Here is a 25,287-nt window from a genome sequence, read left to right on the forward strand (position 1 = left end):
ATGAGTAGCGTAGAAATTCTCGTTCCCGATTTGCCTGAATCCGTAGCGGACGCAACGGTTGCAACCTGGCACAAAAAACCTGGCGACTCTGTGAGCCGCGATGAAGTACTGGTAGAGATTGAAACTGATAAAGTGGTTCTGGAAGTGCCTGCATCTGCTGACGGCATCCTGGAAGCCGTGCTGGAAGATGAAGGCGCTACCGTTACTTCTCGCCAGATTCTGGGCCGACTGAAAGAGGGCAACAGCGGCGGAAAAGAGACTGCAGCGAAAGCGGAAAGCAACGAGTCTACTCCTGCACAGCGCCAGACTGCTTCTCTGGAAGAAGAGAGCAACGATGCGCTTAGCCCAGCGGTACGCCGCCTGATCGCTGAAAACAACCTCGATGCCAGCCAGATTAAAGGCACCGGCGTTGGCGGCCGTCTGACGCGTGAAGATGTGGAAAAACATCTGGCGAAGAAAGCCGACAGCGGCAAAGCCGCACCCGCCTCAGCACCAGCCGCTGCTGCGCCGCAGGCCGCTGTGGCTAACCGCAGCGAAAAACGCGTACCGATGACGCGTCTGCGTAAGCGTGTGGCCGAGCGTCTGCTGGAAGCGAAAAACAGCACCGCGATGTTGACCACCTTCAACGAAATCAACATGAAGCCAATCATGGACCTGCGTAAGCAGTACGGCGATGCGTTCGAGAAGCGTCACGGCGTGCGTCTGGGCTTCATGTCCTTCTACATCAAAGCGGTGGTTGAAGCGCTGAAACGCTTCCCGGAAGTTAACGCGTCTATTGATGGCGAAGATGTGGTTTACCACAACTATTTCGATGTGAGCATTGCGGTTTCTACCCCGCGTGGTCTGGTTACGCCAGTGCTGAAAGATGTCGATGCGCTGAGCATGGCCGACATTGAGAAGAAAATTAAAGAGCTGGCGGTGAAAGGCCGTGACGGCAAATTGACGGTTGAAGAGTTGACCGGCGGTAACTTCACCATCACCAACGGTGGTGTATTTGGTTCGCTGATGTCTACGCCAATCATCAACCCACCGCAGAGTGCGATTCTGGGCATGCACGCCATCAAAGAGCGCCCAATGGCGGTCAATGGTCAGGTGGTGATTCTGCCAATGATGTATCTGGCACTCTCTTACGATCACCGTCTGATTGATGGTCGTGAATCCGTTGGCTATCTGGTCGCGGTGAAAGAGATGCTGGAAGATCCAGCTCGCCTGCTGCTGGACGTCTAATTTCGCCGGGCGCGCGGTGTGAAGGCGCGCCCAAAATCTTACCTGAATGGATAGAACATCATGAACTTACATGAATACCAGGCGAAGCAGCTGTTTGCACGCTATGGCATGCCAGCGCCGACAGGCTACGCCTGCACTACGCCACGTGAGGCCGAAGAAGCCGCGTCTAAAATTGGCGCCGGTCCGTGGGTAGTGAAATGCCAGGTTCATGCCGGTGGCCGCGGTAAAGCGGGCGGCGTGAAAGTCGTTAACAGCAAAGAAGATATTCGTGCTTTCGCTGAGCATTGGCTGGGCAAACGTCTGGTGACCTATCAAACTGATGCGCATGGACAGCCGGTAAACCAGATTCTGGTTGAAGCCGCGACTGACATCGATCAAGAGCTGTATCTGGGTGCGGTTGTTGACCGCGCGACTCGTCGCGTGATCTTCATGGCTTCGACAGAAGGCGGTGTTGAGATTGAGAAAGTGGCAGAAGAAACGCCACACTTAATCCACAAAATGGCACTGGATCCGTTGGCAGGCCCACAACCGTATCAGGGCCGCGAGTTGGCGTTCAAACTCGGCCTGACCGGTAAGCAAGTGAGCCAGTTCACCAAAATCTTTATGGGTCTGGCGACCATGTTCCTCGAGCGCGATCTGGCGATGGTTGAGATCAACCCGCTGGTGATCACCAAGCAGGGCGATCTGATCTGCCTCGACGGCAAATTGGGCGCGGATGGTAACGCACTGTTCCGTCAGCCGGAGTTGCGTGAAATGCGCGATCCGAGCCAGGAAGATCCACGCGAAGCACACGCTACGCAGTGGGAACTGAACTACGTTGCGCTGGATGGCAACATCGGTTGTATGGTGAACGGCGCCGGTCTGGCGATGGGCACCATGGACATCGTGAAACACCACGGCGGTGAGCCAGCGAACTTCCTTGACGTTGGCGGCGGCGCAACCAAAGAGCGCGTGACCGAAGCCTTCAAAATCATCCTGTCTGATGATGCCGTTAAAGCGGTATTCGTTAACATCTTCGGCGGCATCGTGCGTTGCGACCTGATTGCAGACGGCATCATCGGTGCAGTGGCAGAAGTGGGTGTCAACGTGCCGGTAGTGGTACGTCTCGAAGGTAACAACGCCGAGCTGGGCGCTAAGAAACTGGCGGACAGCGGTCTGAACATCATTGCAGCAACTAGCCTGACAGACGCTGCACAGCGTGTTGTCGCTGCAGCGGAGGGTAAATAATGTCCATTTTGATCGACAAAAACACCAAAGTCATTTGCCAGGGTTTCACCGGTGGTCAAGGGACGTTTCACTCTGAGCAGGCGCTGGCCTACGGTACGCAGCTGGTTGGCGGTGTCACGCCAGGCAAAGGCGGCACCACGCATCTCGGTCTGCCGGTGTTCAACACCGTGCGTGAAGCGGTAGAAGCGACGGGCGCAACCGCCACCGTGATCTACGTTCCGGCTCCGTTCTGCAAAGACGGTATCCTGGAAGCCATCGATGCGGGCATCAAACTGATCATCACCATCACCGAAGGTATCCCAACGCTGGATATGCTGACCGTGAAAGTGAAGCTGGATGAAGCCGGCGTGCGTATGATCGGCCCGAACTGCCCAGGCGTGATCACCCCAGGCGAATGTAAGATCGGTATCATGCCGGGCCACATTCACCAGCCGGGCCGCGTGGGTATCGTCTCGCGTTCAGGTACGCTGACCTATGAAGCGGTTAAGCAGACCACTGACATCGGCTACGGCCAGTCAACCTGCGTCGGTATCGGTGGTGACCCGATCCCGGGCTCTAACTTCATCGACATCCTGAAACTGTTCCAGGAAGATCCACAGACCGAAGCGATCGTGATGATCGGTGAGATCGGTGGTAGCGCGGAAGAAGAAGCGGCTGCCTACATCAAAGCACACGTGACCAAGCCCGTTGTCGGCTACATCGCCGGTGTAACTGCACCGAAAGGCAAACGTATGGGCCACGCTGGTGCCATCATTGCCGGTGGTAAAGGTACCGCTGATGAGAAATTCGCTGCGCTGGAAGCGGCCGGTGTGAAAACCGTACGCAGCCTGGCAGACATTGGTGACGCAGTTAAAGCGGTTCTGCCCATCCAATAATTCATCACGGTTGTGATGCAGAAAGGCCACCTTCGGGTGGTCTTTTTTTTGGCAATATCCTGCTAAAAATTAGGGGGAAAAGCGCAACGGGTGAAGAAAGTGCGGCTATGCTTAGGTTGTCATCGAGGTAAAGAAGGGAAAAGGCGCTAGATCTCTGTCAAAGAATTGATGCGTGGCTTTGCAGATAGAGGTTAAATAATTGCGGAAAAGGTAATTATATTCTTAATTTAACCCACGGATTGTGACAACTAATTAACAACCATTCTTACGATACATATCTGGAAATTTATAGTTTTAATCCAGATCAATAAATGGCGAGTTATAACAAACTTTACCACTGGCTAAGCACGGGCCAACCGGTATAAATTGCGCTGCATCAATTCAGTCTTCTTCATAATTTTTCAGGAGTTTGTGCCAGGCGTTGTTAAATCAATTCTGTCGCCTCCTCGACGCACTCCTGCTTGAACCAGACTGAAAAGATCGGTTTTTCGGGAAATTTATATCACTGTTACTCACGCATATCGGGCAACAGATTTTCTCTGTTATCTCAGTAATAAAACTGGAATCAATAATCAGTCGTTCCTGAATCTTATTCTGCGCGTCAATGTCTGTTGTTTGCCGTTGTCATCCGCAGGGGAAGTTCATGCGAGGAGCAAGGAGTCATCATGTTAGATATTGTCGAGCTGTCGCGTTTACAGTTTGCCCTGACGGCGATGTACCATTTCCTGTTCGTGCCATTAACGCTGGGTATGGCGTTTTTGTTGGCGATCATGGAAACCGTGTATGTCCTCACGGGGAAACAAATTTATAAAGATATGACCAAGTTCTGGGGCAAGTTGTTTGGTATCAACTTTGCGCTCGGCGTGGCTACCGGCCTGACCATGGAATTCCAGTTCGGTACCAACTGGTCATATTACTCACATTACGTCGGCGATATCTTTGGTGCGCCGCTCGCCATTGAAGGTTTGATGGCGTTCTTCCTCGAATCCACCTTTGTAGGTCTGTTCTTCTTCGGCTGGGATCGCCTGGGCAAGGTGCAACACCTCGCGGTGACCTGGTTGGTGGCGCTCGGCTCGAACATGTCCGCACTGTGGATTCTGGTGGCGAATGGCTGGATGCAGAACCCGATCGCATCGGAATTCAATTTCGAAACCATGCGTATGGAGATGTTGAGCTTCTCCGAACTGGTGCTTAATCCGGTTGCGCAGGTGAAGTTTGTGCATACCGTGGCCGCCGGTTACACCACCGGCGCGATGTTCATTCTCGGTATCAGCGCATGGTATCTGCTAAAAGGGCGCGATATGGCTTTTGCTAAGCGCTCTTTTGCTATTGCAGCCAGCTTCGGTATGGCCGCGATTTTGTCGGTGATCGTACTGGGTGACGAATCCGGTTATGAAATCGGCGACGTGCAGAAAACCAAACTCGCAGCGATTGAAGCGGAATGGGAAACCCAACCGGCACCGGCTGCGTTTACGCTATTCGGTATTCCGGATCAGGAGACGCAGGAAAACAAATATGCGATTCAGATTCCGTATCTGCTCGGCTTGATCGCTACACGTTCAGTCGATACGCCGGTGACCGGTTTGAAAGATTTGCTGGCGCAGCATGAAGTGCGTATTCGTAACGGTATGAAAGCTTACGCACTGTTAAACGAACTACGTGGTGGCAGTAAAGATCCTGCTGTTCGTAGCCAGTTCGAAGCCACCAAACAGGATCTCGGTTATGGCTTATTGCTGAAGCGTTATACCGCAGATGTGGCGAATGCCACTGAAGAGCAAATTCAGCAAGCCAAGCAGGACTCTATTCCGCGCGTTGCGCCGTTGTATTTTGCCTTCCGCATCATGGTGCTGGGTGGCGTGCTGATGTTGGGCATTATTGCGCTCTCCTTCTGGAGCGTGATCCGCAACCGTATCGGTAAGTCCCGCTGGCTGTTGAAAGCGGCATTGTACGGCATTCCATTGCCGTGGATTGCAATTGAAGCCGGTTGGTTCGTTGCTGAATACGGGCGTCAACCATGGGCGATTGGTGAGGTGCTGCCCACCGCAGTCGCTAACTCCTCACTAACCGTGGGCGATCTCCTGTTCTCGATGACGCTGATTTGCGGTCTCTATACCTTGTTCCTCGTGGCGGAAATGTACCTGATGTTCAAATTCGCGCGCCTTGGTCCAAGCAGCCTGAAGACGGGGCGCTATCATCATGAAACGCTGAAACCATCATCTCAGCCGGTGCGTGGATAAGGAGAGCTACCATGTTTGACTATGAAGTATTGCGTTTTGTCTGGTGGCTGCTGATTGGCGTGTTGCTGATCGGTTTCGCCGTCACCGACGGCTTTGATATGGGTGTGGGTATGCTGACCCGTATTCTGGGTCGTACCGATACCGAACGCCGCATCATGATTAACAGTATTGCGCCGCACTGGGACGGTAACCAGGTTTGGCTGATCACCGCCGGTGGCGCGCTGTTTGCTGCCTGGCCGATGGTCTATGCTGCGGCGTTCTCGGGTTTCTACGTGGCGATGATTCTGGTGCTAGCGTCACTGTTCTTCCGTCCGGTCGGTTTTGACTACCGCTCGAAGATTGAAGATATGCGCTGGCGCGGCATGTGGGATTGGGGCATTTTCATCGGCAGCTTTGTGCCGCCGCTGGTGATTGGTGTGGCGTTCGGTAACCTGCTGCAAGGTGTGCCGTTCCATGCTGACGAATATCTGCGCCTCTTCTATACCGGCAACTTCTTCCAACTGCTGAATCCGTTTGGCTTGCTGGCGGGCGTGATCAGTGTGGCGATGATCCTGACGCAGGGCGCAACCTATCTGCAGATGCGTACCGCAGGCGATCTGCACCTGCGTAGCCGCAGCACTGCGCAAATCTCTGCGCTGGTGATGATGGTGTGCTTTGTACTGGCAGGCGTTTGGGTTAAATACGGCATCGACGGCTACGTGGTGAAAAGCGTCATCGATCATCACGCGGCCTCTAACCCGCTGGGCAAAGACGTAGTGCGTGCAGCCGGTGCATGGATGGTGAACTTTGAGCAGACGCCGGTGTTGTGGTTATTCCCGCTGTTGGGCGTGGTGTTGCCGCTGCTGACCATTCTCTGCTCGCGCATCGAGAAGGGCGCCTGGGCGTTCATCTTCTCTTCACTGACGTTAGCCTGCGTGATCATGACGGCCGGTATTGCGATGTTCCCGTTCATCATGCCATCCAGCACCGTGCCGGGCATCAGCCTGACAATGTGGGATGCCACGTCTAGCCTACTGACCCTAAAAGTAATGACCATTGCTGCCATCATCTTTGTACCGATTATCCTGGCGTACACCGCCTGGTGTTATTACAAGATGTTTGGCCGTATCACCAAAGAACACATTGAGAGCAATACGCACTCCCTGTACTGATTAAGGAGATTAAGCATGTGGTATTTTGCCTGGATTCTTGGCACCTTGCTGGCCTGTGCGTTCGGTGTGATTACGGCGCTGGCGCTGGAGCATGTTGAAGAGAGCAGCGCGAAGGACGAGCAAGTCTAATGCGCACACTGATTCAGACACTGTATCGTCTGATGGATAAGGGCCCGCTTCGGGCCCTTTCGCTCATCCTCGCGTTGTGGTTGGCGGGCTGTGTCATTTGGCAGCCCGCACGCTTTGCCGCGCGCACCAGTGATTTAGCGATAGGGCACGGAATGCTGCTGATTTGGGCCGTCTGCACTGGCGTTATTCACGGTACCGGGTTTCGTCCTCAGCGCCTGCGCTGGCAAGCTTGGTTCTCACCCTTGCCGGCAATGATGGTTTTAGTCGCAGGAATTTTCTGGTTCTACCATTAAGTCCATGCTCAGGACTTAAAAATGCTGCATTTTCAGGCGCTGACGTGAGGTTTTGTCAGCGTCCGGTCAAGAAACATCCTAAAAATCCTTCCAGTTGTTAACCTGTGATAATTATTTTCTCCTGGCTCTGGCGGACCATTCCCAAGCTGATCTCACTTGCGTATAGTAGCAACGTTTAAAATGAGACCGGGATGTAGAGTGAGTACAACGCTGTTTCGCTGGCCGGTTCGTGTCTATTACGAAGACACCGATGCCGGTGGTGTGGTTTACCACGCCAGTTATCTTGCTTTCTATGAACGAGCACGTACCGAAATGTTGCGCCAGCGCCATTTCAATCAGCAGGTCCTGTTGGAAGAGCAGGTGGCTTTTGTGGTACGACGCATGACGATCGATTTTGTTGCGGCTGCACGTCTGGATGATCTTCTGGAAATTCAAACAGAAGTAACTTCAATGACGCGAGCAACGATGACATTTTCGCAGCGTATCGTGAATGCCGAAGGCAAAGTGCTAAATGAAGCAGAAGTCCTGATTGCCTGCATCAACCCACATCTAATGAAGCCAATTGCGCTTCCCAAGTCTATTGTCGCGGAGTTCAAGCAGTGACTGACATGAATGTTCTTGATTTGTTCCTGAAGGCGAGCCTTCTGGTCAAACTTATCATGTTGATTTTGATCGGCTTTTCTATTGCCTCATGGGCGATCATTATTCAGCGTACGCGCATTTTAAATGCGGCGGGGCGCGAAGCCGAAGCGTTTGAAGATAAGTTCTGGTCGGGGATTGAGCTGTCTCGCCTGTATCAGGAAAGCCAGGGACGCCGTGATGAATTGAGCGGATCTGAGCAAATTTTTTATTCCGGTTTCAAAGAGTTTGCGCGTTTGCACCGTGCTAACAATCACGCGCCAGAAGCGGTAGTGGAGGGTGCAAGCCGTGCAATGCGTATCTCCTTCAATCGTGAACTGGAAACGCTGGAAAACCACATTCCTTTCCTTGGCACCGTAGGTTCTATCAGTCCGTATATCGGTCTGTTTGGTACGGTGTGGGGGATCATGCACGCCTTTATCGCCCTCGGTGCGGTAAAACAGGCGACGCTGCAGATGGTTGCGCCGGGTATCGCCGAAGCGCTGATCGCCACTGCAATCGGTCTGTTCGCGGCCATTCCTGCTGTTATGGCGTACAACCGTCTGAACCAGCGTGTTAACAAGCTGGAACAGGGCTACGACAACTTTATGGAAGAGTTCACGGCTATCCTGCATCGTCAGGCTTTCTCCACCGACAACACGAAGTAAGTCGAGGTTTACGATGGCCAGAACCCGTGGTCGCGGTAAGCGCGACCTTAAGTCGGAAATCAACATTGTTCCGCTGTTGGACGTATTGTTGGTGTTGCTGCTCATCTTTATGGCAACCGCGCCGATTATTACCCAGAGCGTGGAAGTGGATCTGCCAGATGCGACAGATTCGAAAACCGTCTCAACTGATGATAATCCACCGGTGATTGTGGAAGTGTCTGGCGTCGGCCAGTACAGCCTGGTCGTGGATCACGATCGTATGACGCAGTTGCCGCCGGAGCAGGTGGTGAGCGAAGCGCAGCGCCGGATTGAAGCCAATCCGAAAACGGTCTTCCTGATCGGCGGTGCGAAAGACGTCCCTTACGACGAAATCATCAAGGCGCTGAACCTGTTACATCAGGCAGGCGTGAAATCTGTCGGTTTGATGACGCAGCCGATTTAAAGCGAACCGTTTTTGGGAACCGAGTGTGTCGAAGGCAACCGAGCAGAACGACAAGTTAAAGCGCGCGATAATCGTTTCGGTGATTCTGCACATCGTGCTGATCGCCTTACTGATTTGGAGCTCGTTTAACGAGAAAATCGAATCCAGCGGCGGGGGTGGCGGCAGTGATATTGACGCAGTGATGGTCGATTCAGGCGCCGTGGTTGAGCAATACAACCGCCAGCAGAATCAGCAAAGAGACAGTCAGCGTGCCGAGCAGCAGCGGCAGAAACAGTCGCAGCAGCAGGCCGAAGAGTTACAACAGAAACAAGCTGCTGAGCAGCAGCGCTTGAAAGAGATGGAAAAAGAGCGCTTGCAGGCACAGCAGGAAGCCAAAGAGCAGGCGAAACAGCAGGCCGAGCAGCAGAAAGCCGCTGAAGCCGCTGCGAAGCAGGCGCAGGAACAGCAGAAAACGGCTGAAGCCGCCGCAGCGAAAGCTAAGGCTGATGCTAAAGCGGAAGCCGATGCGCAGGCAAAAGCGGCCGCCGACGCCAAAGCCAAAGCGGTAGAAGAAGCCAAGCAAGCCGCGGCAGACGCGAAGAAGAAAGCGGAAGAGCAAGCGAAAGCAGCTGCCGCTGAAGCAGCGAAAGAGAAAGCGGCGCAGCAGGCAAAAGCGGCGGCAGAATCAAAAGCTAAAGCGGATGCAGAAGCCAAAGCGCAGGCTGCTGCCGAGGCAAAGGCGAAAGCGGCTCAGGAAGCGAAAGAGGCTAAAGAGCAAGCGGCTGCTGAGGCGAAAGAGAAAGCCGCTGCAGCAGCTAAAGAGAAGACTGCTGCCGAGGCGAAAGCCAAGGCCGATGCCGCAGCGAAGGCAAAAGCGGATGCAAAAGCGAAAGCGGCGGCTGATGCGAAAAAAGCTGCCGCTGAAGCAGCGAAGAACGAAAACGCGGTTGACGATCTGTTAGGTGGACTGTCTTCTGGCAAGAATGCACCGAAAAGTGGCACCGCATCGGGTGGCGCTGCCGGGCAGGGCAATCAGAAGAAAGCGGGTGCGTCAGGTGCGGAGATTAATTCTTATCTGGGCCAGGTTGTCGGAGCCATTCAGAGCCGTTTCTACGATGCGGATTTGTATAAAGGTAAAGAGTGCAACCTGCGCATCAAGCTGGCACCGGATGGTTTGCTGATTGATGTTAAATCGGAAGGTGGTGACCCCGCCTTGTGTCAGGCGGCTATCGCCGCTGCGAAGCAGGCACGTATTCCAAAGCCGCCTTCGCAGGCTGTATATGAAGTGTTTAAAAACGCACCCATGCGTTTCAAACCAGAATAATGCAGTAACGTACGGCAGGTTGAACTAAGGTTAGCTTGCCGTACTCTATGAGTACTCGTGTTTTTCAGGAACTGTGCGAATTATCATGAACCTCTGGTTCAGGTAAGGGAGAAAAAATGAAGCAGGCACTTCGTGTAACCTTAGGTTTTTTTGTACTGCTGTGGGCAGCCATGCTCCATGCAGAAGTCCGTATTGAAATTACGCAGGGCGTTAACACCGCACGTCCTATTGGTGTGGTTCCGTTTCAATGGGCTGGCCCAGGCGCGGCACCAGAAGACATCGGTGGTATTGTTTCCGCCGACTTACGCAACAGCGGCAAATTCAACCCGCTGGATCGTTCGCGTCTGCCACAACAACCCGCTAGCGCGCAGGAAGTTCAACCTGCCGCATGGAGCGCATTAGGTATTGATGCCGTCGTGGTGGGTCAGGTCACACCAAACGCTGACGGCAGCTATCAAATTGCCTATCAGCTGGTGGATACCGGCGGCGCACCAGGCACCGTATTGGCGCAGAACTCTTACAAAGTGACGAAGCAGTGGTTGCGTTATGCAGCGCACACCGCCAGTGACGAAGTGTTCGAGAAGCTGACCGGCATCAAAGGCGCATTCCGTACCCGTATTGCATATGTGGTTCAGACCAATGGCGGTCAGTTCCCGTATGAGTTGCGCGTGTCGGATTACGATGGCTACAACCAGTTTGTGGTTCACCGTTCACCGCAGCCATTGATGTCTCCGGCCTGGTCGCCAGATGGCAGCAAAGTGGCTTACGTGACCTTCGAAAGCGGCAAATCTGCGCTGGTGGTTCAGACGCTATCTAACGGTGCAATCCGTCAGGTTGCTTCTTATCCGCGTCACAACGGTGCGCCAGCTTTCTCACCAGACGGTTCTAAACTGGCCTTCGCGCTGTCGAAAACCGGTAGCCTGAACTTGTACGTGATGGATCTGGCTTCAGGTCAGACGCGTCAGGTGACTGATGGTCGCTACAACAGCACTGAACCGACGTGGTTCCCGGATAGCCAGACCTTGGCCTATACCTCGGATCAGGCCGGTGCGCCTCAGATTTATAAAATTGGAGTTAACGGCGGTGCGCCACAACGTATTACCTGGGAAGGTGCGCAAAACCAGGATTCGGACGTGTCAACCGACGGTAAAACAATGGTGATGATCAGCAGCGCCGGTGGCGCTCAGCATGTCGCCAAACAGGATCTGGTAACGGGAGCCGTTCAAACAATAACGGACACGTTCCTGGATGAGACGCCAAGTCTGGCGCCAAACGGCACGATGGTAATCTATAGCTCTACTCAGGGGATGGGTTCCGTGTTGCAGTTGGTTTCAACCGACGGGCGTTTCAAAGCGCGTCTTCCGGCAACTGATGGACAGGTCAAATTCCCTGCCTGGTCGCCGTATCTGTGATGCATAGGTCCCCTGCACGGCGGGGGATTAAAATGTATGGCAAACAAAATAATAGGATAAAGAAATGCAACTGAACAAAGTGCTGAAAGGTTTGATGCTGGCTCTGCCAGTTATCGCAGTAGCTGCATGTAGCTCACACAAAAACAACAACAACGATCAGACTGGTATGGGCGCTAACGACGGCGCTTACGGTGCTGGTGCGGGACAGAACGGTAACATGTCTTCTGACGAGCAAGCGCGCCTGCAGATGCAGCAGCTGCAGCAGAACAACATCGTTTACTTCGGTCTGGACAAGTATGACGTGCAGTCTGATTACGCTCAGATGCTGGATCAGCATGCTGCATTCCTGCGTGGCAACCCGTCTTACAAAGTGACCATCGAAGGTCACGCGGATGAGCGCGGTACACCGGAATACAACATCGCCCTGGGCGAACGTCGCGCAAGCGCTGTTAAGATGTATCTGCAAGGCAAAGGCGTTTCTGCTGACCAGATGTCTATCGTTTCTTACGGTAAAGAAAAACCAGCTGTACTGGGTCATGACGAAGCGGCATATGCCAAAAACCGTCGTGCCGTACTGGTTTACTAAGATAATCCTATGATGAGTAACTTCAGACTTCATCTGTTGAGTCTGTCGTTACTGGTTGGTTTAGCGGCCCCCTGGGCCGCTAATGCCCAGGCGTCAATCAGTAGCGTTGGCTCAGGCTCGGTCGAAGACCGCGTCACCACTCTTGAACGTATCTCTAATGCCCAGGCTCAGCTTCTGCAGCAGTTGCAGCAGCAGATGAGCGACAATCAAAGCGATATCGATTCGCTGCGCGGGCAAATCCAGCAAAACAGCTATCAGCTTAATCAGGTGATTGAGCGCCAGAAACAGCTCTATCAGCAAATCGACAGCCTCAGCTCCAGCAGTAACGGTGCGCAGGCCAGTGGTGGTGCAGATGCCGCTGCAGCGGGTGCTGCGGCTTCTGATAGCGGTAACAGCAATACTGCCAGTGCAGCCGCGCCAGCTCAAACCGGCGATGCGAACACGGATTACAATGCTGCTGTTGCGCTGATTCTGGAGAAGAAGCAGTACGATCAGGCGATTACTGCCCTGCAGGCTTGGGTGAAGAAATATCCTGATTCTACCTATCAGCCGAACGCCAATTATTGGTTAGGTCAGCTGTTTTACAACAAGGGTAAAAAAGACGATTCGGCCTACTATTTTGCCACTGTGGTAAAAAATTACGCGAAATCGCCAAAAGCCCCGGAAGCGCTGTTTAAGGTTGGCGTGATCATGCAAGAGAAAAACGACACGGCGAAAGCCAAGGCCGTTTTCCAACAAGTGATCAAACAATTCCCAAATAGTGATTCTGCTAAGCAGGCGCAAAAACGCCTCGCCGGGTTGTAATTTGTGCTTAAAAGACCGGATTTCGTGTGATTTCTGGTCTTACAGCATGAAAGGTAAGCAATTGAGACATTTAGTGGAAAATAAGGGTTGCGCCCTCCCGCTAAATCAGTAATATATGCCGCCGTTGCCGGGACATATCTTAACAAGTATCGGCAGCACTGAAGATGGGTCGTTAGCTCAGTTGGTAGAGCAGTTGACTTTTAATCAATTGGTCGCAGGTTCGAATCCTGCACGACCCACCATCTCAACCCGTTGTAAGTGAGATGATTTCTTCAGTAAGCTTCACAACCTTGATGGGTCGTTAGCTCAGTTGGTAGAGCAGTTGACTTTTAATCAATTGGTCGCAGGTTCGAATCCTGCACGACCCACCATCAAGTATAAGGTTGTAAGCCCCACAGCGGGTCGTTAGCTCAGTTGGTAGAGCAGTTGACTTTTAATCAATTGGTCGCAGGTTCGAATCCTGCACGACCCACCAGTTATGTAGAAAGGCGCCCTAAAGGCGCCTTTTTGCTTTTTTACGTTTTAATAAATTTTAGCGATGTTGCTTTGGGATGTGTGCCGGGCCCTAAAAGGCGGGACGGATCGCGAAGACCCATCACATCCCTGTGGATCGGCCTCGCAAGTACTCGCCTCATCCATGAGGCTCGCCCGCAAGCGGGCAACGCTTCGCGTTGTGCAAAAACGCTCCCGGCGTTTTTGTCCATGGCTCGGACGCTTCGCTCCTCCGCTCCCGCCTTTTAGAGCAAACAAGCTCAAGAGTCGCTTCAAAAATAAGTGCACGTATTTATATGAAGGCGGGAATAAGGGGCGGTGGAGTAAAGCTTCCGGCGCATGGATGCGCCGGCAGAGCCTACAGGGATGTATCCACGGTGACTTTACGTAACCGCCCCTTATTTCCGCCGGAAAGGCACTGTTTTACTTCTTAACCGGCGTCAGACTTTTCCAGATATGCAGCACCGCATAGCTGCGCCACGGTCGCCAAACCTGTGATAACTGCTCCGCCACTTTGGCACTCACGCCGCCGAGATTATTACGAATCGCAATATCCTCTTTGGGAAACGCATCAGGCCAACGCAGCGCGCGCACTGCGATATAACTCGCTGTCCACGGCCCAATTCCTTTCAGCGCCAGCAACTGCTGCTGAACCACATCAGGATTCACCGCAGCGTTGAATCGCAAGGCACCAGAAGCACACGCCTGTGCCAATGCCTGAATAGCATGAGAACGTGCACTCACAATCCCAAGGCTAGCGATATCATCAATACTTGCTGTTGCCAGCGCCTCGGCATTGGGCGGCAAACGAGACAACTCTGGCCATGGCGTTGCCAGCGGTTCGCCAAAGCGTTGTGCCATGCGACTACTCAGCGTAGTTGCAGCTTTCACCGTTACTTGTTGGCCGAGTATCGCCCGTACACCTAGCTCGAAGCCGTCAAACGCACCAGGAACGCGTAAACCGGGAAAGCGCGATAAACTCTCCGCCAGCAGCGCATCGTGGCTGAGATGCTCTGCTATGCGCTGTGGCTGCGCATCCAAATCAAACAGATCGCGTAGACGACGCAACAGGGCGGGTAGCACTGGCGTCAACGACGTGGTGAATTGCACTTTCAACGACTGTTTCTCAGCAATATGGCTCACGCGCACCCAGCCGCGACAATTGCCCAACGCCACGGTGCGGTGATACATGCCGTCGTTGACCCATTCCACCTCCTTCATGACGCGCTGTTGCAGAAAATCGAGCATCGCGTCCCAATCGTAAGGCGGACGATAACTCAGGCGCAGTTCGGCGCTTTCCTGAACCGTAGTAGTAGAATCGGGCTGACTCTGCTTGCGCAGGCGGGAAGGCGTCATGCGGTAGCGCGCTTGAAACACATCATTAAAACGTCTCAGGCTACGGAAGCCGCTGGCGTAGGCAATTTCCGTTACCGGTAGCGAGGTTTCCGTCAGAAGTTGCTTAGCGAGCAGCATACGGCGCGTCTGACGCAATTCTAATGGCGAAACACCCAGCTCCTGCTGCACCACACGACGTAATTGACGTTCGCTGAGGTTGAACTCGCGGGCGATGTCTGCGAGCGTCTCCTGCTCTTCCAGCAAGCCCTCTTCGATGCGTCGAATCAAACGATCGGCAATGCGATGATGACTATCTACTGGCGCAAAGCCGGGTGCCAGTTCCGGACGACAGCGTAAACAGGGGCGAAAGTGCGCTTTCTCTGCGGCCTCTGCGCTGCTGAAAAACAGGCAATTCTTCTGCATCGGCGCTTTCACCGGACAAATTGGCCGGCAATAAATGCCGGTTGATGTCACGCCCACAAAAAACAGCCCATCGAAGCGACTGTCGCGCGAGGTCAGCGCCTGGTAAGCAATTTCAGCATCAAACATCATCGTCTCCGGCAAATAAACGGCATGGTTGCGCAAATAGAACAGGAAAACTCGCTGCTTTCGGACAGCTAACCAGTTTATGCTGATGACCGAAAACAGCCAGTTTCCTGCGGCGGAAATGCGATAATAGCCAGCAGAGATTACGCCGGAGGTGCACCATGTATCATGCCAAAATCATCGCGACGCCGGTTGGCGAGCTAACACTTGTAGCCACCGATAATGGATTGTCGGCAATCCTGTGGGAAAACGAAGGGGCGCAGCGCGTGCCGCTGAAGCCAATCAGCCGTAACGATCAGCATCCGATTCTGTGTGAGGCCGAACGCCAGCTGCGCGAATATTTTGCCGGCGAGCGGCAGCAGTTTGATATGCCGTACGACACCGTCGGCACCGAGTTCCAGAAAAAAGTCTGGCAGGCCTTGCTCACTATCCCGTTTGGTGAAACTCGCAGCTACCAGCAAATCGCCGAGCAGATTGGCCATCCCAAAGCGGTGCGCGCCGTGGGCGCGGCGAACGGTAAAAATCCGCTATCGATTATGGCGCCGTGCCATCGTGTGATCGGTAGCAACGGTAAGCTCACTGGCTTCGCCGGTGGACTCACCGTCAAAGCGTTCCTGCTGCAGCTGGAAAGTCCGCAGAAGTCGTTAAGCAGCGCATTGTTGCTATAGCGCGCGCAAAAAAGGGACGACACTCTCGCGCAATTCCGTTATCGTGTTTAGCATATAAAACACGATGGCGGTTTTGATGCCGCATCATTGCCGTAACAGGCAATTTTGTTAAATTGATAAAACGAGAGCCGTGTCATGAGTCTGATGTTCGATCCTGAAAGCGCGATCTATCCTTTCCCGCCGAAACCGGCACGTCTCAGTGACGATGAAAAATCCTATTATAAAAATAAAATCAAACGCTTGCTGAAAGAACGTGATGCGGTAATGGTGGCGCATTACTACACCGATCCCGAAATTCAGGCGCTGGCGGAAGAGACCGGCGGCTGCGTATCTGACTCACTGGAAATGGCGCGTTTTGGCAGCACGCACCCCGCCAAAACCTTGCTGGTGGCGGGCGTGCGTTTCATGGGCGAAACCGCAAAAATCCTCAGTCCGGAAAAAACCGTGCTGATGCCCACCTTGCAGGCGGAATGCTCACTCGATCTCGGTTGCCCCATTGAAGAGTTTAATCGCTTCTGCGATCAGCATCCCGATCGTACCGTGGTGGTGTATGCCAACACCTCGGCCGCTGTTAAAGCGCGTGCAGATTGGGTGGTCACGTCCAGCATCGCAGTAGAGCTGATTGAACATCTCGACAGCCTCGGCGAGAAAATTATCTGGGCACCGGATCGCCATCTTGGCCGTTACGTCACACAAAAGTCCGGCGCGGATGTGCTGTGCTGGCAAGGCGCCTGCATCGTGCATGATGAATTCAAAACCCAGGCATTGCACCGCATGAAGGCGCTTTATCCTGAGGCGGCGGTGTTAGTCCATCCTGAATCGCCACAGGCAATTGTTGATCTGGCCGATGCGGTGGGTTCCACCAGTCAGCTGATTCAGGCGGCGCAAAGCTTGCCGCATCCGCAAATGATCGTCGCCACCGATCGCGGCATCTTCTACAAAATGCAGCAAGCGGTACCGAACAAAGAGCTGCTGGAAGCGCCAACGGCGGGTGAAGGCGCAACCTGCCGCAGCTGTGCGCACTGTCCATGGATGGCGATGAACGGTCTGAAAGCGATTGCCGAAGGGTTGGAGCGTGGTGGCAGCGAGCATGAAATTCATGTGGATAGCGCATTGCGTGAGGCCGCGTTGCGACCGCTCAACCGCATGCTATCCTTTGCAGCAGATCTCAAACTCAAGGTAAAAGGGAACGCATGACGCGCACCCTTAACACAGGTGCCCGTTATGGACTTCTTTAGCACGCAAAACATTCTGGTTCACATTCCGCTCGGCGTTGGCGGTTACGATCTGTCGTGGATTGAAGCCGTCGGCACCGTGGCGGGCTTGCTGTGCATCTGGCTCGCCAGCCTCGAAAAGATCATCAACTACTTTTTCGGGCTGATTAACGTCACGCTGTTCGCGGTGATCTTCTTCCAAATCCAGCTTTACGCCAGCTTATTGCTGCAGCTGTTCTTCTTCGTCGCCAACGTTTACGGCTGGTACGCATGGAGTCGGCAAACCGCCAACAATGAAACTGAGCTGCAAATTCGCTGGCTGCCGCGGTCAAAAGCCTTGGGCTGGGGCGCGGCGTGTGTGGTGGCGATTGCGCTGATGACGCTTTATATCGATCCGGTCTTTGCCTTACTCACCAAAACTGCCGTAAGCATCATGCAAAGTGTCGGTCTCAACGTGGCGATGCCGCAACTGCAGCCGGATGCCTTCCCGTTCTGGGATTCGTGCATGATGGTGCTGTCGATTGTGGCGATGATCCTGATGACACGTAAATACGTTGAGAACTGGCTATTGTGGGTGGTGATCAACGTGATTAGCGTAATGATCTTTGCGCGTCAGGGCGTGTATGCCATGTCACTCGAGTACGCGATTCTGACGTTGATTGCGCTTAACGGTTCGCGCTTGTGGATGCAAAGCGCGCGCGAACATGGCTCACGCGCGCTGTCACATCAGTGATGGTGATGCGCATGTCCTTCCAGCGCAGCATGATCATGGTGATCGTGCTGCGCGGCGCTGTTATCTAAACAGAGCTCGCAGTCGGGGCCGCTACACGGCTGATACTCCATTTGCACCGTAGCATGGACAATTTGATAGTGCTCATGCAGATAGTGGTGAATACGCTGAAGCAGGCCGTCATGATCGTACGGCGGAATCACCTGCACGTGCAGTGTCAGTACCGGTTTTTCACCCACTTGCCACAGATGTACATGATGCACGTTACGCACTTCATCAATATTGCGCGTCAACTCGCGCGACAGCTTATCCGCATCAATATGGCCCGGCGCACCTTCAAGTAATTCATGCAGACTTTCACGCAGCAGCGACCACGCGCTGCGGACTACCAGCAATGACACCAGCAGCGACAGAATCGGGTCAATCGGCGTCCAGCCGGTCAGCATAATGATCACCGCCGCTGCAATGGCACCGATCGAGCCCAGCAAATCCCCCATCACATGCAGTGCTGCGGCGCGCACGTTGAGATTCTTTTCTTCACTACCGCGATGCAATATCCAGAAGGAGAGCAGGTTCGCCAGCAATCCGGCGATGGCGATGCTTAGCATCAAACCGCCTTGAATCGGCTGCGGCTGATAAAAGCGACGCAGCGCTTCCCAGACGATAAAGACGGTAATGACCAGCAGCGCGATAGCGTTGACAAACGCGGCTAAGGTTGTCAGGCGCAGTAAGCCGAAGGTATGACGCGCGTTAGGCTTGCGCTGCGCGAACTGCACCGCCAACAACGCCATTAGCAGCGCCGCAGCATCGGTTAACATATGTCCGGCGTCGGCTAACAGCGCCAGCGAGCCAGAAATCAGCCCGCCGAACACTTCGGCCACCATAAACAGCGCCGTTACGCCAAACGCCGCAGCCAGTCGCGTGCGATTGCTGTTACCCGCACCGTGGGAATGAGTGTGTGCCATAGTTTTCCAGTTGTTTGAGTAACCTGTTTGTTAATGATATCAGTAAATTAAGATTATCAAGCTGCAACTGCTGCTGTTTAGCCTGCATCATCAACAGTTCACTGCGCTCGACAACCTCATCCATACCCAGCATCAACCCGCTGCCTTTCATACGGTGTGCCGCGTGTTCCAGCGCCGACCAATCCTGGGTGTCACACGCGTTCAGCAGCGAATCCCGATCTTGTTGCAGCGTGCGCTGCAGCGTTTGGCAGATGCGCGGAATAAACGCCTGATTATGCTGTGCCAGAATCAATAAGCTGTGTGGCAGCGCGGCAAGGGGATCCTGCACCGCTCGCGCCAGCAATGGCGCCAGGTGATCGAGTTCGATGGGTTTGAGCAGTAAGGCTTCATCGTCTTGCAAATTGATTTTCAGCAGTTGCACGTCAGCAGAGCAGAGCACGCGCAGCATGGCTGTGCCGCGCTGGCGTTGGCGACGGCGCAGAATACGCAACAGCGCCAAACCATCTGGGCGCGGCATCATCTGATCGATAAACAGAATATCGAAGGGGTGTTGGGCATCAGCGCGCAGCAGCGCTCGGCCCTCTTCAAACACCTGCGCCTCCACGCCAAAGTTCGCCAACTGCTGTTGCATCACCAAAAGATTGGTTGGGTGATCGTCTACGATCGCCACGCGCAGTTGCGGGTACAGTGGCCAGCTTGCTGTGCGTTCGGTTAACGGTTCTTCGCTCAGTATCAGCGGCAACGCCACGCTGACGGTAGTGCCCTGTCCCGGTTCTGAAGTGAGCGTTAGCGAACCGCCCATACGTTGCACAATTTCACGACAGATAAACAAGCCCAGCCCACTGCCTTGCACCGCATGACGTTTACCCGATGGCGCCTGGTACCACGCTTCGAACAGCTGAGCCTGTTCGTTGAGCGGAATGCCGCTACCGCTGTCGGCGACCGTAAGCTGGATTTGTTCATCAACCGCCAGCGTCAGACGTACTTCGCCTTCACGGGTAAACTTCAACGCGTTTGCCACCAGATTATTCACCACTTGCTGCAGGCGATCGCCATCGAGTAACACGCGGGCAGGCAGCGGCGTCAGCGCTTCGGCAATCAAGTTCGGTCCGTCTTCGCGCATCAAGGGATGATAGAACTGCTGCTGTTGCTGTAGCCAAAGCGTCAGATTGAGCGGGCGCGGCGCAAGGCGAAAGCTCTGGCTCTCAATACGCGCGTGATCCTGCAGGTCGTTTAGCAGCGCCATCAGCGATCGCGCGCTGCTGTGCATCAGCGCCAGACGTTCGCTCGGATGCTGCTGCTGTTCCAGCTCCAGTAAACCGAGAATAGCCTGCATCGGCGTGCGTAGCTCGTGGCTGGCGGTGGCGAGAAACTGGCTCTTGGCCGCATTGGCACGTTCTGCTTGTTCACGCTGCAACCGATCGCGACGCTGTTGCCAATAGCGGCGTAACAGTAATCCCAACAACAACACAATAATCACGCCAGCCGCAATCAAAATCATTAACGGAATGTTGCGCATCGCCATCGTTGTGCCGGGCTGCGGCGGCTGCGACCAACTCACACGCATCTGATTAAGCGTATCGGGCGGGATCTGCTGCAATGCATGATCGAGCAGGGCGCTAAGCTCAGGCTGATGTGCGCTCACCTGCGGCGCCAGCGGCCAGGCAATATCACTGGCAGCAAATGCCAGATGTACACGATTCTCTTCATGATTCGCCATGCGCCAGCGGGCGGACAGCACGTTATCAACCAGTGCATCAATCTGGCCGTTATTCAGCGCCTGCCAAAGCTGCGCCCGATCGTCGAACGGCTGCGGCGTGATGCCCGATGGCAATAAACGCATGGCTAAATCATCGCGCAATATCCCGACGCGCTGGCCTTGTAACGATTGCCAGTTCATCGGCTGATAGGTGGAAAGCGTATAAATCCCCCAAATGGCGCGCCATACCGGCAGCGTATTGCTGCCGGGATCGTCGCCATACAAAGGCTGTAAGAGGTTGAGCATCACCTGCTGTTGTTGCAATAGCGTAGCCGCCTGTTGCGGATTGTTGACCCAGCGCGGCGTAAAACGCAGGCCGGTAGTTTGGCTCAATGCGTTTAGCAGATCGATGCCGAAGCCGCGCGCGTTGCCGTTGCTGTCGCGATAGCTCCACGGCGCGTTATCCGCCTCAACCGCATAGGGAACTTCACTGTGCTGCGCCAGCCACCGCTTTTCGCTGGCCGAGAACATCAAGGTTTGCGTGTCCTGATAGCGCAGCAGCGGCGGACTCCAGCGTTGTTGAACGCGACTGCTGAACTCGGCGGGCAGCAGGCGCAGCTGGCTGTTGAGCCAGTGGATCAATGCTGCATCGCGCGCTAACGCACGAAGCATCAGCTCGCCTGCGCCGGGATCGGCGGTAATTTGGTAAATCTGGCCTTGCTGCAACTGGCCCAGCAAAAAGCCCGCGCTGGCCTCATCAGCGACCAGATAATCGCTCTGCTGATTGAGCAGCGCATACAGCGCCTGCAAATCGCCTGGCAAGGTGTGCCAGCGATGCTGTTGTACAAACCTGGCAGGCAGTTGCGTTAATGTCGCTTCGGCGATGGTGAGCTGCGCGGTATCGCTGTTGAACATCACCGCGCGCTGATTATCGCGATTACGATAGATACGGATTGGGCTGCTGTACCAGCTGTCGCTCAGCAGAATATCGGGCGGAAGCGGAGTGTGTTGATTACTTAATACCAGATCCACCTCGCCGCGCTGCAGCGCCTGCAATTGCTGAGCGCGGTCGCTATAACTTTGTAGCGTGAAACGAGTGCCCGTCAATTGGCTAAGGGCGCTGAGATAATCAGCATCGATGCCCCAAATATGGTCGCCAATGCGCATCGCCCAGGGCGCGCTATTTTGTGCCGGAACGGCAACACGTAACGTTGCGCCCGGCCATGGCTCGGCGTGCGGCGCAGGCATCATCGCAGGTAACATCACGCTGCTGGCGGGTTGCAGATCGGCTTTAGCCATGACACTCAGCAACAGCATGCTGAGTAGCAGATACATCCTCACTGCTGCGCTTTCCACAGTTCAGCCAGTTCAACTACCGATTGCACGCCGGTTTTCTCCAGAATGTTCTTCTTATGCGTGCTCACGGTTTTATTGCTGATGTGCAGCTGCTCGCCAATCTGTAAATTCGATAAACCGCGCACCAGCAATGCCACAATCTGCTGTTCCTTCTCGGTCAACGGCAATTCGATACGTTCTGGTAGTGGCGGAAACGCCTGCTGGCCACCGAGTACCGCCAGAATCGCACTCAGCAGTTGCATCATGCTTTGACTCTTCACCACGTAACCCGCCGCGCCAAGGGATACCGCGCTGAGCAAGGTGTGGCGGCTCTGCTGCGCGGAATAGATCAGTACCGGACATTGTTGATGGCGCACGCGCAAACGGCGTAACAGCTCCAGCCCGTCACAATCGGGTAAGCCGATATCCAGCACAATCAAATCGATAGCGTGTTGCTGAAGCAGTTGGCGCGCCTGTGCTTCATCGCCAGCGGCGAGAATTTTCAAAGGGATGGGAGCGTTAACGCAAGCCGCTTCCAGTGCGACTTCAACTAACGGATGATCATCAATAAGCAGCAATGAAGCCATGAAACGGTTCCTGTGAATTTCATTGCTTCAGCATAGCGGAAAAGGGCGGGGGGCAAAATAAAAGGGAGAGCCGAAGCTCTCCCTTATTTAAAACTGACGGCACGATTATTGTGAGGTGCCGTCTGTTTTATGTTTCACGTGGCCGCCACCCTCTTTGGTGTCGACTTTTTTATTCATATCCGGGCATTTGCCGTCTTTACACATGCTGTTTTTGTGCACCTGGTTGGCGGACATATTACCTGAATCTGTGCCAGACGTGGCCGCGCTATTGGTATTGGTGCCGGTGTTATTAATTTGGCTGTTATCAACTTTATTGGGTGGCAGGTTCTCTTTTGCACCACCCGCTGCAGCACCTGCTTCCGCAGAAGCATTCGCCGCGCCGTTGTTATCAGCAGCCATCGCTGCACCGCTACCTAAAGTCATCGCTGCCGTCAGAAAGATAATTGCAAACTTATTCATCATTATGCTCCAGTAATTAATGGATAGTTGCCGTCAAACACGCACTGGTGTTAAGTGACGAAAATAGCGTGCCGCGATGGAATAAAATCCACCTTATACGCTTCGCTCAAATATTAAATTTTGCAAACACGTCATTCCTTAGTGCTTACATTTAAAAAGCTTAGTGCATGGATATATAAATGCAAATTTGAGATGTACATTTTAACCGCGTTGTGGAATTTACACCTGTGGCGCGAAGGGCTAAAGTGGGCAGGTTGCGCCCGGCGGACGCTGGGCCAGAAATTTGAATGGAATAGTGTATGGATTACCAGAACGATGACTTACGCATCAGAGAGATCAAAGAGTTACTTCCTCCTGTTGCCCTGCTTGAAAAATTTCCCGCTACCGATAAAGCTGCCGAAACCGTCGCGCAGTCACGTCAGGCAATTCACCGCATTCTGCATGGCGAAGACGATCGTCTGCTGGTGGTGATCGGCCCTTGCTCGATTCACGACACCGAAGCGGCGAAAGAGTATGCGAATCGCCTGCTGAAACTGCGTGATGAGCTGAAAGACGATCTGGAAGTGGTAATGCGTGTTTATTTTGAAAAACCGCGCACCACCGTAGGGTGGAAAGGGCTGATTAACGATCCCTTTATGGATGGCAGTTTCCAGATTAACGACGGCCTGCGTCTGGCGCGTAAACTGCTGGTGGATATCAACGATATCGGTTTGCCTGCGGCGGGTGAGTTCCTCGATATGATCACGCCACAATATATGGCCGACCTGATGAGTTGGGGCGCGATTGGCGCGCGTACTACTGAATCGCAAGTGCATCGCGAACTCTCTTCTGGCCTCTCTTGTCCGGTAGGTTTCAAAAACGGCACCGACGGCACCATTAAAGTGGCGATTGACGCGATCGGTGCGGCCAGCGCGCCACACTGCTTCCTCTCTGTCACCAAATATGGTCATTCGGCGATTGTTGAAACCAGCGGTAACGAAGATTGCCACATCATTCTGCGCGGCGGCAAAGAGCCGAACTACAGCGCCGAACACGTGGCGGCGGTGAAAACCGGTCTGGAGAAAGCAGGTCTGCGTCCACAGGTGATGATCGACTTTAGCCACGCTAACAGCATCAAGCAGTTCCAGCGTCAGATGGTGGTTGCGGATGACGTGGCACAGCAAATTGCCGGTGGCGAGCAGGCGATTACCGGCGTGATGATCGAAAGCCATCTGGTGGAAGGGAATCAGAGCCTCGAAAGCGGCAAATCGCTGGTGTACGGCCAGAGCGTTACCGATGCGTGTATTGGCTGGGAAGACACCGAGAAAGCGTTGCGTCAGCTGGCTCAGGCGGTCAAACAGCGTCGCGACTAAGCCGTTACCGCAATAAAAAAAGGCCAGACTTGCGTCTGGCCTTTTTGCGTTTCAGCGGTCGCTTACTTCGCTTTACCCTGGTTTGCTACAGCTGCTGCTTTCGCAGCAATCTCGTCAGCATCGCCCAGATAGTAACGTTTAATCGGCTTGAAGTTCTCATCAAACTCATACACCAACGGCACGCCAGTTGGGATGTTCAGCTCAAGGATCTCGTCTTCGCTCAGGTTATCGAGGTATTTAACCAGCGCACGCAGGGAGTTACCGTGCGCAGCAACGATCACTTTTTCACCGCTCTTAATGCGCGGCAGAATGCTTTCGTTCCAGTATGGGATCACGCGTTCGATGGTCAGCGCCAGGCTTTCAGTGGTTGGCAGCTGCGCATCAGTCAGTGACGCATAACGCGGATCGTGGCCTGGGAAACGCTCATCAGCGCGATCCAGTTCTGGTGGGGTGATGGCAAAGCCACGACGCCATTGTTTAACTTGCTCGTCACCGTATTTGGCGGCGGTTTCAGCTTTATCCAGACCTTGCAGCGCACCGTAATGACGCTCGTTCAGACGCCAGGTTTTCTCAACCGGCAGCCATGCCTGATCCAGCTCATCCAGCACGTTCCACAGGGTGTGGATAGCGCGCTTCAGCACTGAGGTGTAAGCGAAATCAAACACGAAACCTTCTTTCTTCAGCAGCTGACCGGCTGCTTTGGCTTCAGTGCGACCTTTGTCAGACAGGTCAACGTCGTACCATCCGGTGAAGCGGTTTTCCTGGTTCCACTGGCTTTCGCCGTGTCGCACCAGTACCAGCTTAGTTACGGCCATAGCTTTACTCCTTAATGCTCGATTTACGATTAGTATTGAAACCGGCTGCGGCCACTGAGAAGCGGCTCACTAATAGCGCCATACCATAGCGGAAAACATCGCACTGCGTAAGCCTGTC

General features: G+C 54.0%; 24 protein-coding genes and 3 tRNA genes. 21 read left to right on the forward strand and 6 right to left on the reverse strand.

The window, feature by feature from the left end; translation table 11 throughout:
• The 17 genes from odhB (at window position 1) to ACRQ84_RS01760 (ending at window position 13,447) form a co-directional block, all read left to right on the forward strand.
• Window positions 1–1,227: a 2-oxoglutarate dehydrogenase complex dihydrolipoyllysine-residue succinyltransferase gene (odhB, locus tag ACRQ84_RS01680; RefSeq protein ID WP_064740589.1), complete on the forward strand. Its 1,227-nt coding sequence runs from the start codon at window positions 1–3 to the stop codon at window positions 1,225–1,227.
• A gap of 60 nt (window positions 1,228–1,287) precedes the next feature.
• Window positions 1,288–2,454 (forward strand): ADP-forming succinate--CoA ligase subunit beta, encoded by a 1,167-nt coding sequence (gene sucC, locus ACRQ84_RS01685; RefSeq protein WP_007890646.1) that lies wholly within the window; start codon window positions 1,288–1,290, stop codon window positions 2,452–2,454.
• Window positions 2,454–3,329 carry a succinate--CoA ligase subunit alpha gene (gene sucD, locus ACRQ84_RS01690; RefSeq protein WP_064740590.1) on the forward strand — a complete coding sequence of 292 codons (876 nt, stop codon included), beginning with the start codon at window positions 2,454–2,456 and terminating at the stop codon, window positions 3,327–3,329. The genes sucC and sucD overlap by 1 nt, the downstream gene beginning before the upstream one ends.
• A gap of 665 nt (window positions 3,330–3,994) precedes the next feature.
• Window positions 3,995–5,566 (forward strand): cytochrome ubiquinol oxidase subunit I, encoded by a 1,572-nt coding sequence (gene cydA, locus ACRQ84_RS01695; RefSeq protein WP_483817012.1) that lies wholly within the window; start codon window positions 3,995–3,997, stop codon window positions 5,564–5,566.
• Between the two features lie 11 nt (window positions 5,567–5,577).
• Window positions 5,578–6,717 (forward strand): cytochrome d ubiquinol oxidase subunit II, encoded by a 1,140-nt coding sequence (gene cydB / locus ACRQ84_RS01700; protein ID WP_483817013.1) that lies wholly within the window; start codon window positions 5,578–5,580, stop codon window positions 6,715–6,717.
• A gap of 15 nt (window positions 6,718–6,732) precedes the next feature.
• Entirely contained in the window at window positions 6,733–6,846 is a 114-nt protein-coding gene (gene cydX / locus ACRQ84_RS01705; protein ID WP_007890642.1) for a cytochrome bd-I oxidase subunit CydX, read from the forward strand.
• A complete protein-coding gene (ybgE, locus tag ACRQ84_RS01710) occupies window positions 6,846–7,139 on the forward strand; it encodes a cyd operon protein YbgE (RefSeq protein ID WP_483817014.1) in 294 nt (97 codons plus the stop codon). Before cydX ends, ybgE begins: the two co-directional genes overlap by 1 nt.
• A 180-nt stretch (window positions 7,140–7,319) precedes the next feature.
• Window positions 7,320–7,742 (forward strand): tol-pal system-associated acyl-CoA thioesterase, encoded by a 423-nt coding sequence (ybgC, locus tag ACRQ84_RS01715; protein WP_191322252.1) that lies wholly within the window; start codon window positions 7,320–7,322, stop codon window positions 7,740–7,742.
• Window positions 7,739–8,425, forward strand: a complete 687-nt coding sequence (gene tolQ / locus ACRQ84_RS01720; protein WP_007890639.1) for a Tol-Pal system protein TolQ — start codon at window positions 7,739–7,741, stop codon at window positions 8,423–8,425. The genes ybgC and tolQ overlap by 4 nt, the downstream gene beginning before the upstream one ends.
• Before the next feature lie 13 nt (window positions 8,426–8,438).
• Window positions 8,439–8,867, forward strand: a complete 429-nt coding sequence (gene tolR, locus ACRQ84_RS01725; protein WP_008107389.1) for a colicin uptake protein TolR — start codon at window positions 8,439–8,441, stop codon at window positions 8,865–8,867.
• Between the two features lie 25 nt (window positions 8,868–8,892).
• Window positions 8,893–10,170, forward strand: coding sequence for a cell envelope integrity protein TolA (tolA, locus tag ACRQ84_RS01730; protein ID WP_483817015.1), 1,278 nt, complete (start codon window positions 8,893–8,895; stop codon window positions 10,168–10,170).
• 116 nt (window positions 10,171–10,286) lie between these two features.
• Complete coding sequence (tolB, locus tag ACRQ84_RS01735) at window positions 10,287–11,582, forward strand: Tol-Pal system beta propeller repeat protein TolB (RefSeq protein ID WP_064740595.1); 1,296 nt, start codon at window positions 10,287–10,289, stop codon at window positions 11,580–11,582.
• Window positions 11,583–11,646: 64 nt separating this feature from the next.
• Window positions 11,647–12,168 carry a peptidoglycan-associated lipoprotein Pal gene (gene pal / locus ACRQ84_RS01740; protein ID WP_007890635.1) on the forward strand — a complete coding sequence of 174 codons (522 nt, stop codon included), beginning with the start codon at window positions 11,647–11,649 and terminating at the stop codon, window positions 12,166–12,168.
• Between the two features lie 9 nt (window positions 12,169–12,177).
• Window positions 12,178–12,972, forward strand: coding sequence for a cell division protein CpoB (gene cpoB, locus ACRQ84_RS01745; protein ID WP_064740596.1), 795 nt, complete (start codon window positions 12,178–12,180; stop codon window positions 12,970–12,972).
• A gap of 166 nt (window positions 12,973–13,138) precedes the next feature.
• A tRNA-Lys gene (locus tag ACRQ84_RS01750) sits at window positions 13,139–13,214 on the forward strand.
• A gap of 53 nt (window positions 13,215–13,267) precedes the next feature.
• Window positions 13,268–13,343 (forward strand) — tRNA-Lys (locus ACRQ84_RS01755).
• A 28-nt stretch (window positions 13,344–13,371) separates the two neighbouring features.
• A tRNA-Lys gene (locus ACRQ84_RS01760) sits at window positions 13,372–13,447 on the forward strand.
• A gap of 440 nt (window positions 13,448–13,887) precedes the next feature.
• On the opposite strand, the gene ACRQ84_RS01765 is transcribed toward ACRQ84_RS01760, so the two are convergent.
• Window positions 13,888–15,348: an AlkA N-terminal domain-containing protein gene (locus ACRQ84_RS01765; protein WP_483817865.1), complete on the reverse strand. Its 1,461-nt coding sequence runs from the start codon at window positions 15,346–15,348 to the stop codon at window positions 13,888–13,890.
• A gap of 158 nt (window positions 15,349–15,506) precedes the next feature.
• Here ACRQ84_RS01765 and ACRQ84_RS01770 point away from each other — a divergent pair, with 158 nt between their 5' ends.
• From ACRQ84_RS01770 to pnuC, 3 genes are all read left to right on the forward strand, one after another.
• Entirely contained in the window at window positions 15,507–16,013 is a 507-nt protein-coding gene (locus ACRQ84_RS01770) for a methylated-DNA--[protein]-cysteine S-methyltransferase (protein ID WP_483817016.1), read from the forward strand.
• Between the two features lie 135 nt (window positions 16,014–16,148).
• Window positions 16,149–17,210, forward strand: coding sequence for a quinolinate synthase NadA (gene nadA / locus ACRQ84_RS01775; RefSeq protein WP_483817017.1), 1,062 nt, complete (start codon window positions 16,149–16,151; stop codon window positions 17,208–17,210).
• Window positions 17,211–17,237: 27 nt separating this feature from the next.
• Entirely contained in the window at window positions 17,238–17,960 is a 723-nt protein-coding gene (gene pnuC / locus ACRQ84_RS01780) for a nicotinamide riboside transporter PnuC (RefSeq protein ID WP_483817018.1), read from the forward strand.
• Here the strand turns inward: pnuC and zitB are convergent.
• The 4 genes from zitB to ACRQ84_RS01800 all read right to left on the reverse strand — a co-directional run bounded on the left by zitB (window position 17,954) and on the right by ACRQ84_RS01800 (window position 23,005).
• A complete protein-coding gene (gene zitB, locus ACRQ84_RS01785; RefSeq protein WP_064740601.1) occupies window positions 17,954–18,922 on the reverse strand; it encodes a CDF family zinc transporter ZitB in 969 nt (322 codons plus the stop codon). The two genes, pnuC and zitB, sit on opposite strands and share 7 nt — an antisense overlap.
• On the reverse strand, window positions 18,891–21,956 hold the full coding sequence (locus ACRQ84_RS01790) for a hybrid sensor histidine kinase/response regulator (RefSeq protein WP_483817019.1): 3,066 nt from the start codon (window positions 21,954–21,956) through the stop codon (window positions 18,891–18,893). The genes zitB and ACRQ84_RS01790 overlap by 32 nt, the downstream gene beginning before the upstream one ends.
• A gap of 2 nt (window positions 21,957–21,958) precedes the next feature.
• Entirely contained in the window at window positions 21,959–22,543 is a 585-nt protein-coding gene (locus ACRQ84_RS01795; protein WP_064740603.1) for a response regulator, read from the reverse strand.
• Between the two features lie 105 nt (window positions 22,544–22,648).
• Window positions 22,649–23,005, reverse strand: coding sequence for a YbgS-like family protein (locus ACRQ84_RS01800; RefSeq protein WP_483817020.1), 357 nt, complete (start codon window positions 23,003–23,005; stop codon window positions 22,649–22,651).
• 296 nt (window positions 23,006–23,301) lie between these two features.
• On the opposite strand from ACRQ84_RS01800, the gene aroG reads away from it, so the two are divergent.
• Window positions 23,302–24,354, forward strand: a complete 1,053-nt coding sequence (aroG, locus tag ACRQ84_RS01805; protein WP_483817021.1) for a 3-deoxy-7-phosphoheptulonate synthase AroG — start codon at window positions 23,302–23,304, stop codon at window positions 24,352–24,354.
• A 62-nt stretch (window positions 24,355–24,416) separates the two neighbouring features.
• On the opposite strand, the gene gpmA is transcribed toward aroG, so the two are convergent.
• Window positions 24,417–25,169, reverse strand: coding sequence for a 2,3-diphosphoglycerate-dependent phosphoglycerate mutase (gpmA, locus tag ACRQ84_RS01810; protein WP_064740606.1), 753 nt, complete (start codon window positions 25,167–25,169; stop codon window positions 24,417–24,419).
• Window positions 25,170–25,287 lie beyond the last annotated feature (118 nt).

Origin of the sequence: Pantoea sp. E2023-21 (assembly GCF_051302795.1) — a bacterium.
GTDB classification, from domain to species: domain Bacteria; phylum Pseudomonadota; class Gammaproteobacteria; order Enterobacterales; family Enterobacteriaceae; genus Pantoea; species Pantoea ludwigii_A.

Excerpts from the sequence above, each read along its gene's own strand:
- tolR (WP_008107389.1), top strand. The coding sequence starts at position 8,439 with ATGGCCAGAACCCGTGGTCGCGGTAAGCGCGACCTTAAGTCGGAAATC.
- cydA (WP_483817012.1), top strand. The coding sequence starts at position 3,995 with ATGTTAGATATTGTCGAGCTGTCGCGTTTACAGTTTGCCCTGACGGCG.
- gpmA (WP_064740606.1), bottom strand. The coding sequence starts at position 25,169 with ATGGCCGTAACTAAGCTGGTACTGGTGCGACACGGCGAAAGCCAGTGG.
- ybgE (WP_483817014.1), top strand. The coding sequence starts at position 6,846 with ATGCGCACACTGATTCAGACACTGTATCGTCTGATGGATAAGGGCCCG.
- tolB (WP_064740595.1), top strand. The coding sequence starts at position 10,287 with ATGAAGCAGGCACTTCGTGTAACCTTAGGTTTTTTTGTACTGCTGTGG.
- ACRQ84_RS01795 (WP_064740603.1), bottom strand. The coding sequence starts at position 22,543 with ATGGCTTCATTGCTGCTTATTGATGATCATCCGTTAGTTGAAGTCGCA.
- ACRQ84_RS01770 (WP_483817016.1), top strand. The coding sequence starts at position 15,507 with ATGTATCATGCCAAAATCATCGCGACGCCGGTTGGCGAGCTAACACTT.
- pnuC (WP_483817018.1), top strand. The coding sequence starts at position 17,238 with ATGGACTTCTTTAGCACGCAAAACATTCTGGTTCACATTCCGCTCGGC.
- odhB (WP_064740589.1), top strand. The coding sequence starts at position 1 with ATGAGTAGCGTAGAAATTCTCGTTCCCGATTTGCCTGAATCCGTAGCG.
- cydB (WP_483817013.1), top strand. The coding sequence starts at position 5,578 with ATGTTTGACTATGAAGTATTGCGTTTTGTCTGGTGGCTGCTGATTGGC.
- nadA (WP_483817017.1), top strand. The coding sequence starts at position 16,149 with ATGAGTCTGATGTTCGATCCTGAAAGCGCGATCTATCCTTTCCCGCCG.
- zitB (WP_064740601.1), bottom strand. The coding sequence starts at position 18,922 with ATGGCACACACTCATTCCCACGGTGCGGGTAACAGCAATCGCACGCGA.
- aroG (WP_483817021.1), top strand. The coding sequence starts at position 23,302 with ATGGATTACCAGAACGATGACTTACGCATCAGAGAGATCAAAGAGTTA.
- ACRQ84_RS01790 (WP_483817019.1), bottom strand. The coding sequence starts at position 21,956 with ATGTATCTGCTACTCAGCATGCTGTTGCTGAGTGTCATGGCTAAAGCC.
- sucD (WP_064740590.1), top strand. The coding sequence starts at position 2,454 with ATGTCCATTTTGATCGACAAAAACACCAAAGTCATTTGCCAGGGTTTC.
- cpoB (WP_064740596.1), top strand. The coding sequence starts at position 12,178 with ATGATGAGTAACTTCAGACTTCATCTGTTGAGTCTGTCGTTACTGGTT.
- ACRQ84_RS01765 (WP_483817865.1), bottom strand. The coding sequence starts at position 15,348 with ATGTTTGATGCTGAAATTGCTTACCAGGCGCTGACCTCGCGCGACAGT.
- sucC (WP_007890646.1), top strand. The coding sequence starts at position 1,288 with ATGAACTTACATGAATACCAGGCGAAGCAGCTGTTTGCACGCTATGGC.
- ybgC (WP_191322252.1), top strand. The coding sequence starts at position 7,320 with ATGAGACCGGGATGTAGAGTGAGTACAACGCTGTTTCGCTGGCCGGTT.
- cydX (WP_007890642.1), top strand. The coding sequence starts at position 6,733 with ATGTGGTATTTTGCCTGGATTCTTGGCACCTTGCTGGCCTGTGCGTTC.
- ACRQ84_RS01800 (WP_483817020.1), bottom strand. The coding sequence starts at position 23,005 with ATGATGAATAAGTTTGCAATTATCTTTCTGACGGCAGCGATGACTTTA.
- pal (WP_007890635.1), top strand. The coding sequence starts at position 11,647 with ATGCAACTGAACAAAGTGCTGAAAGGTTTGATGCTGGCTCTGCCAGTT.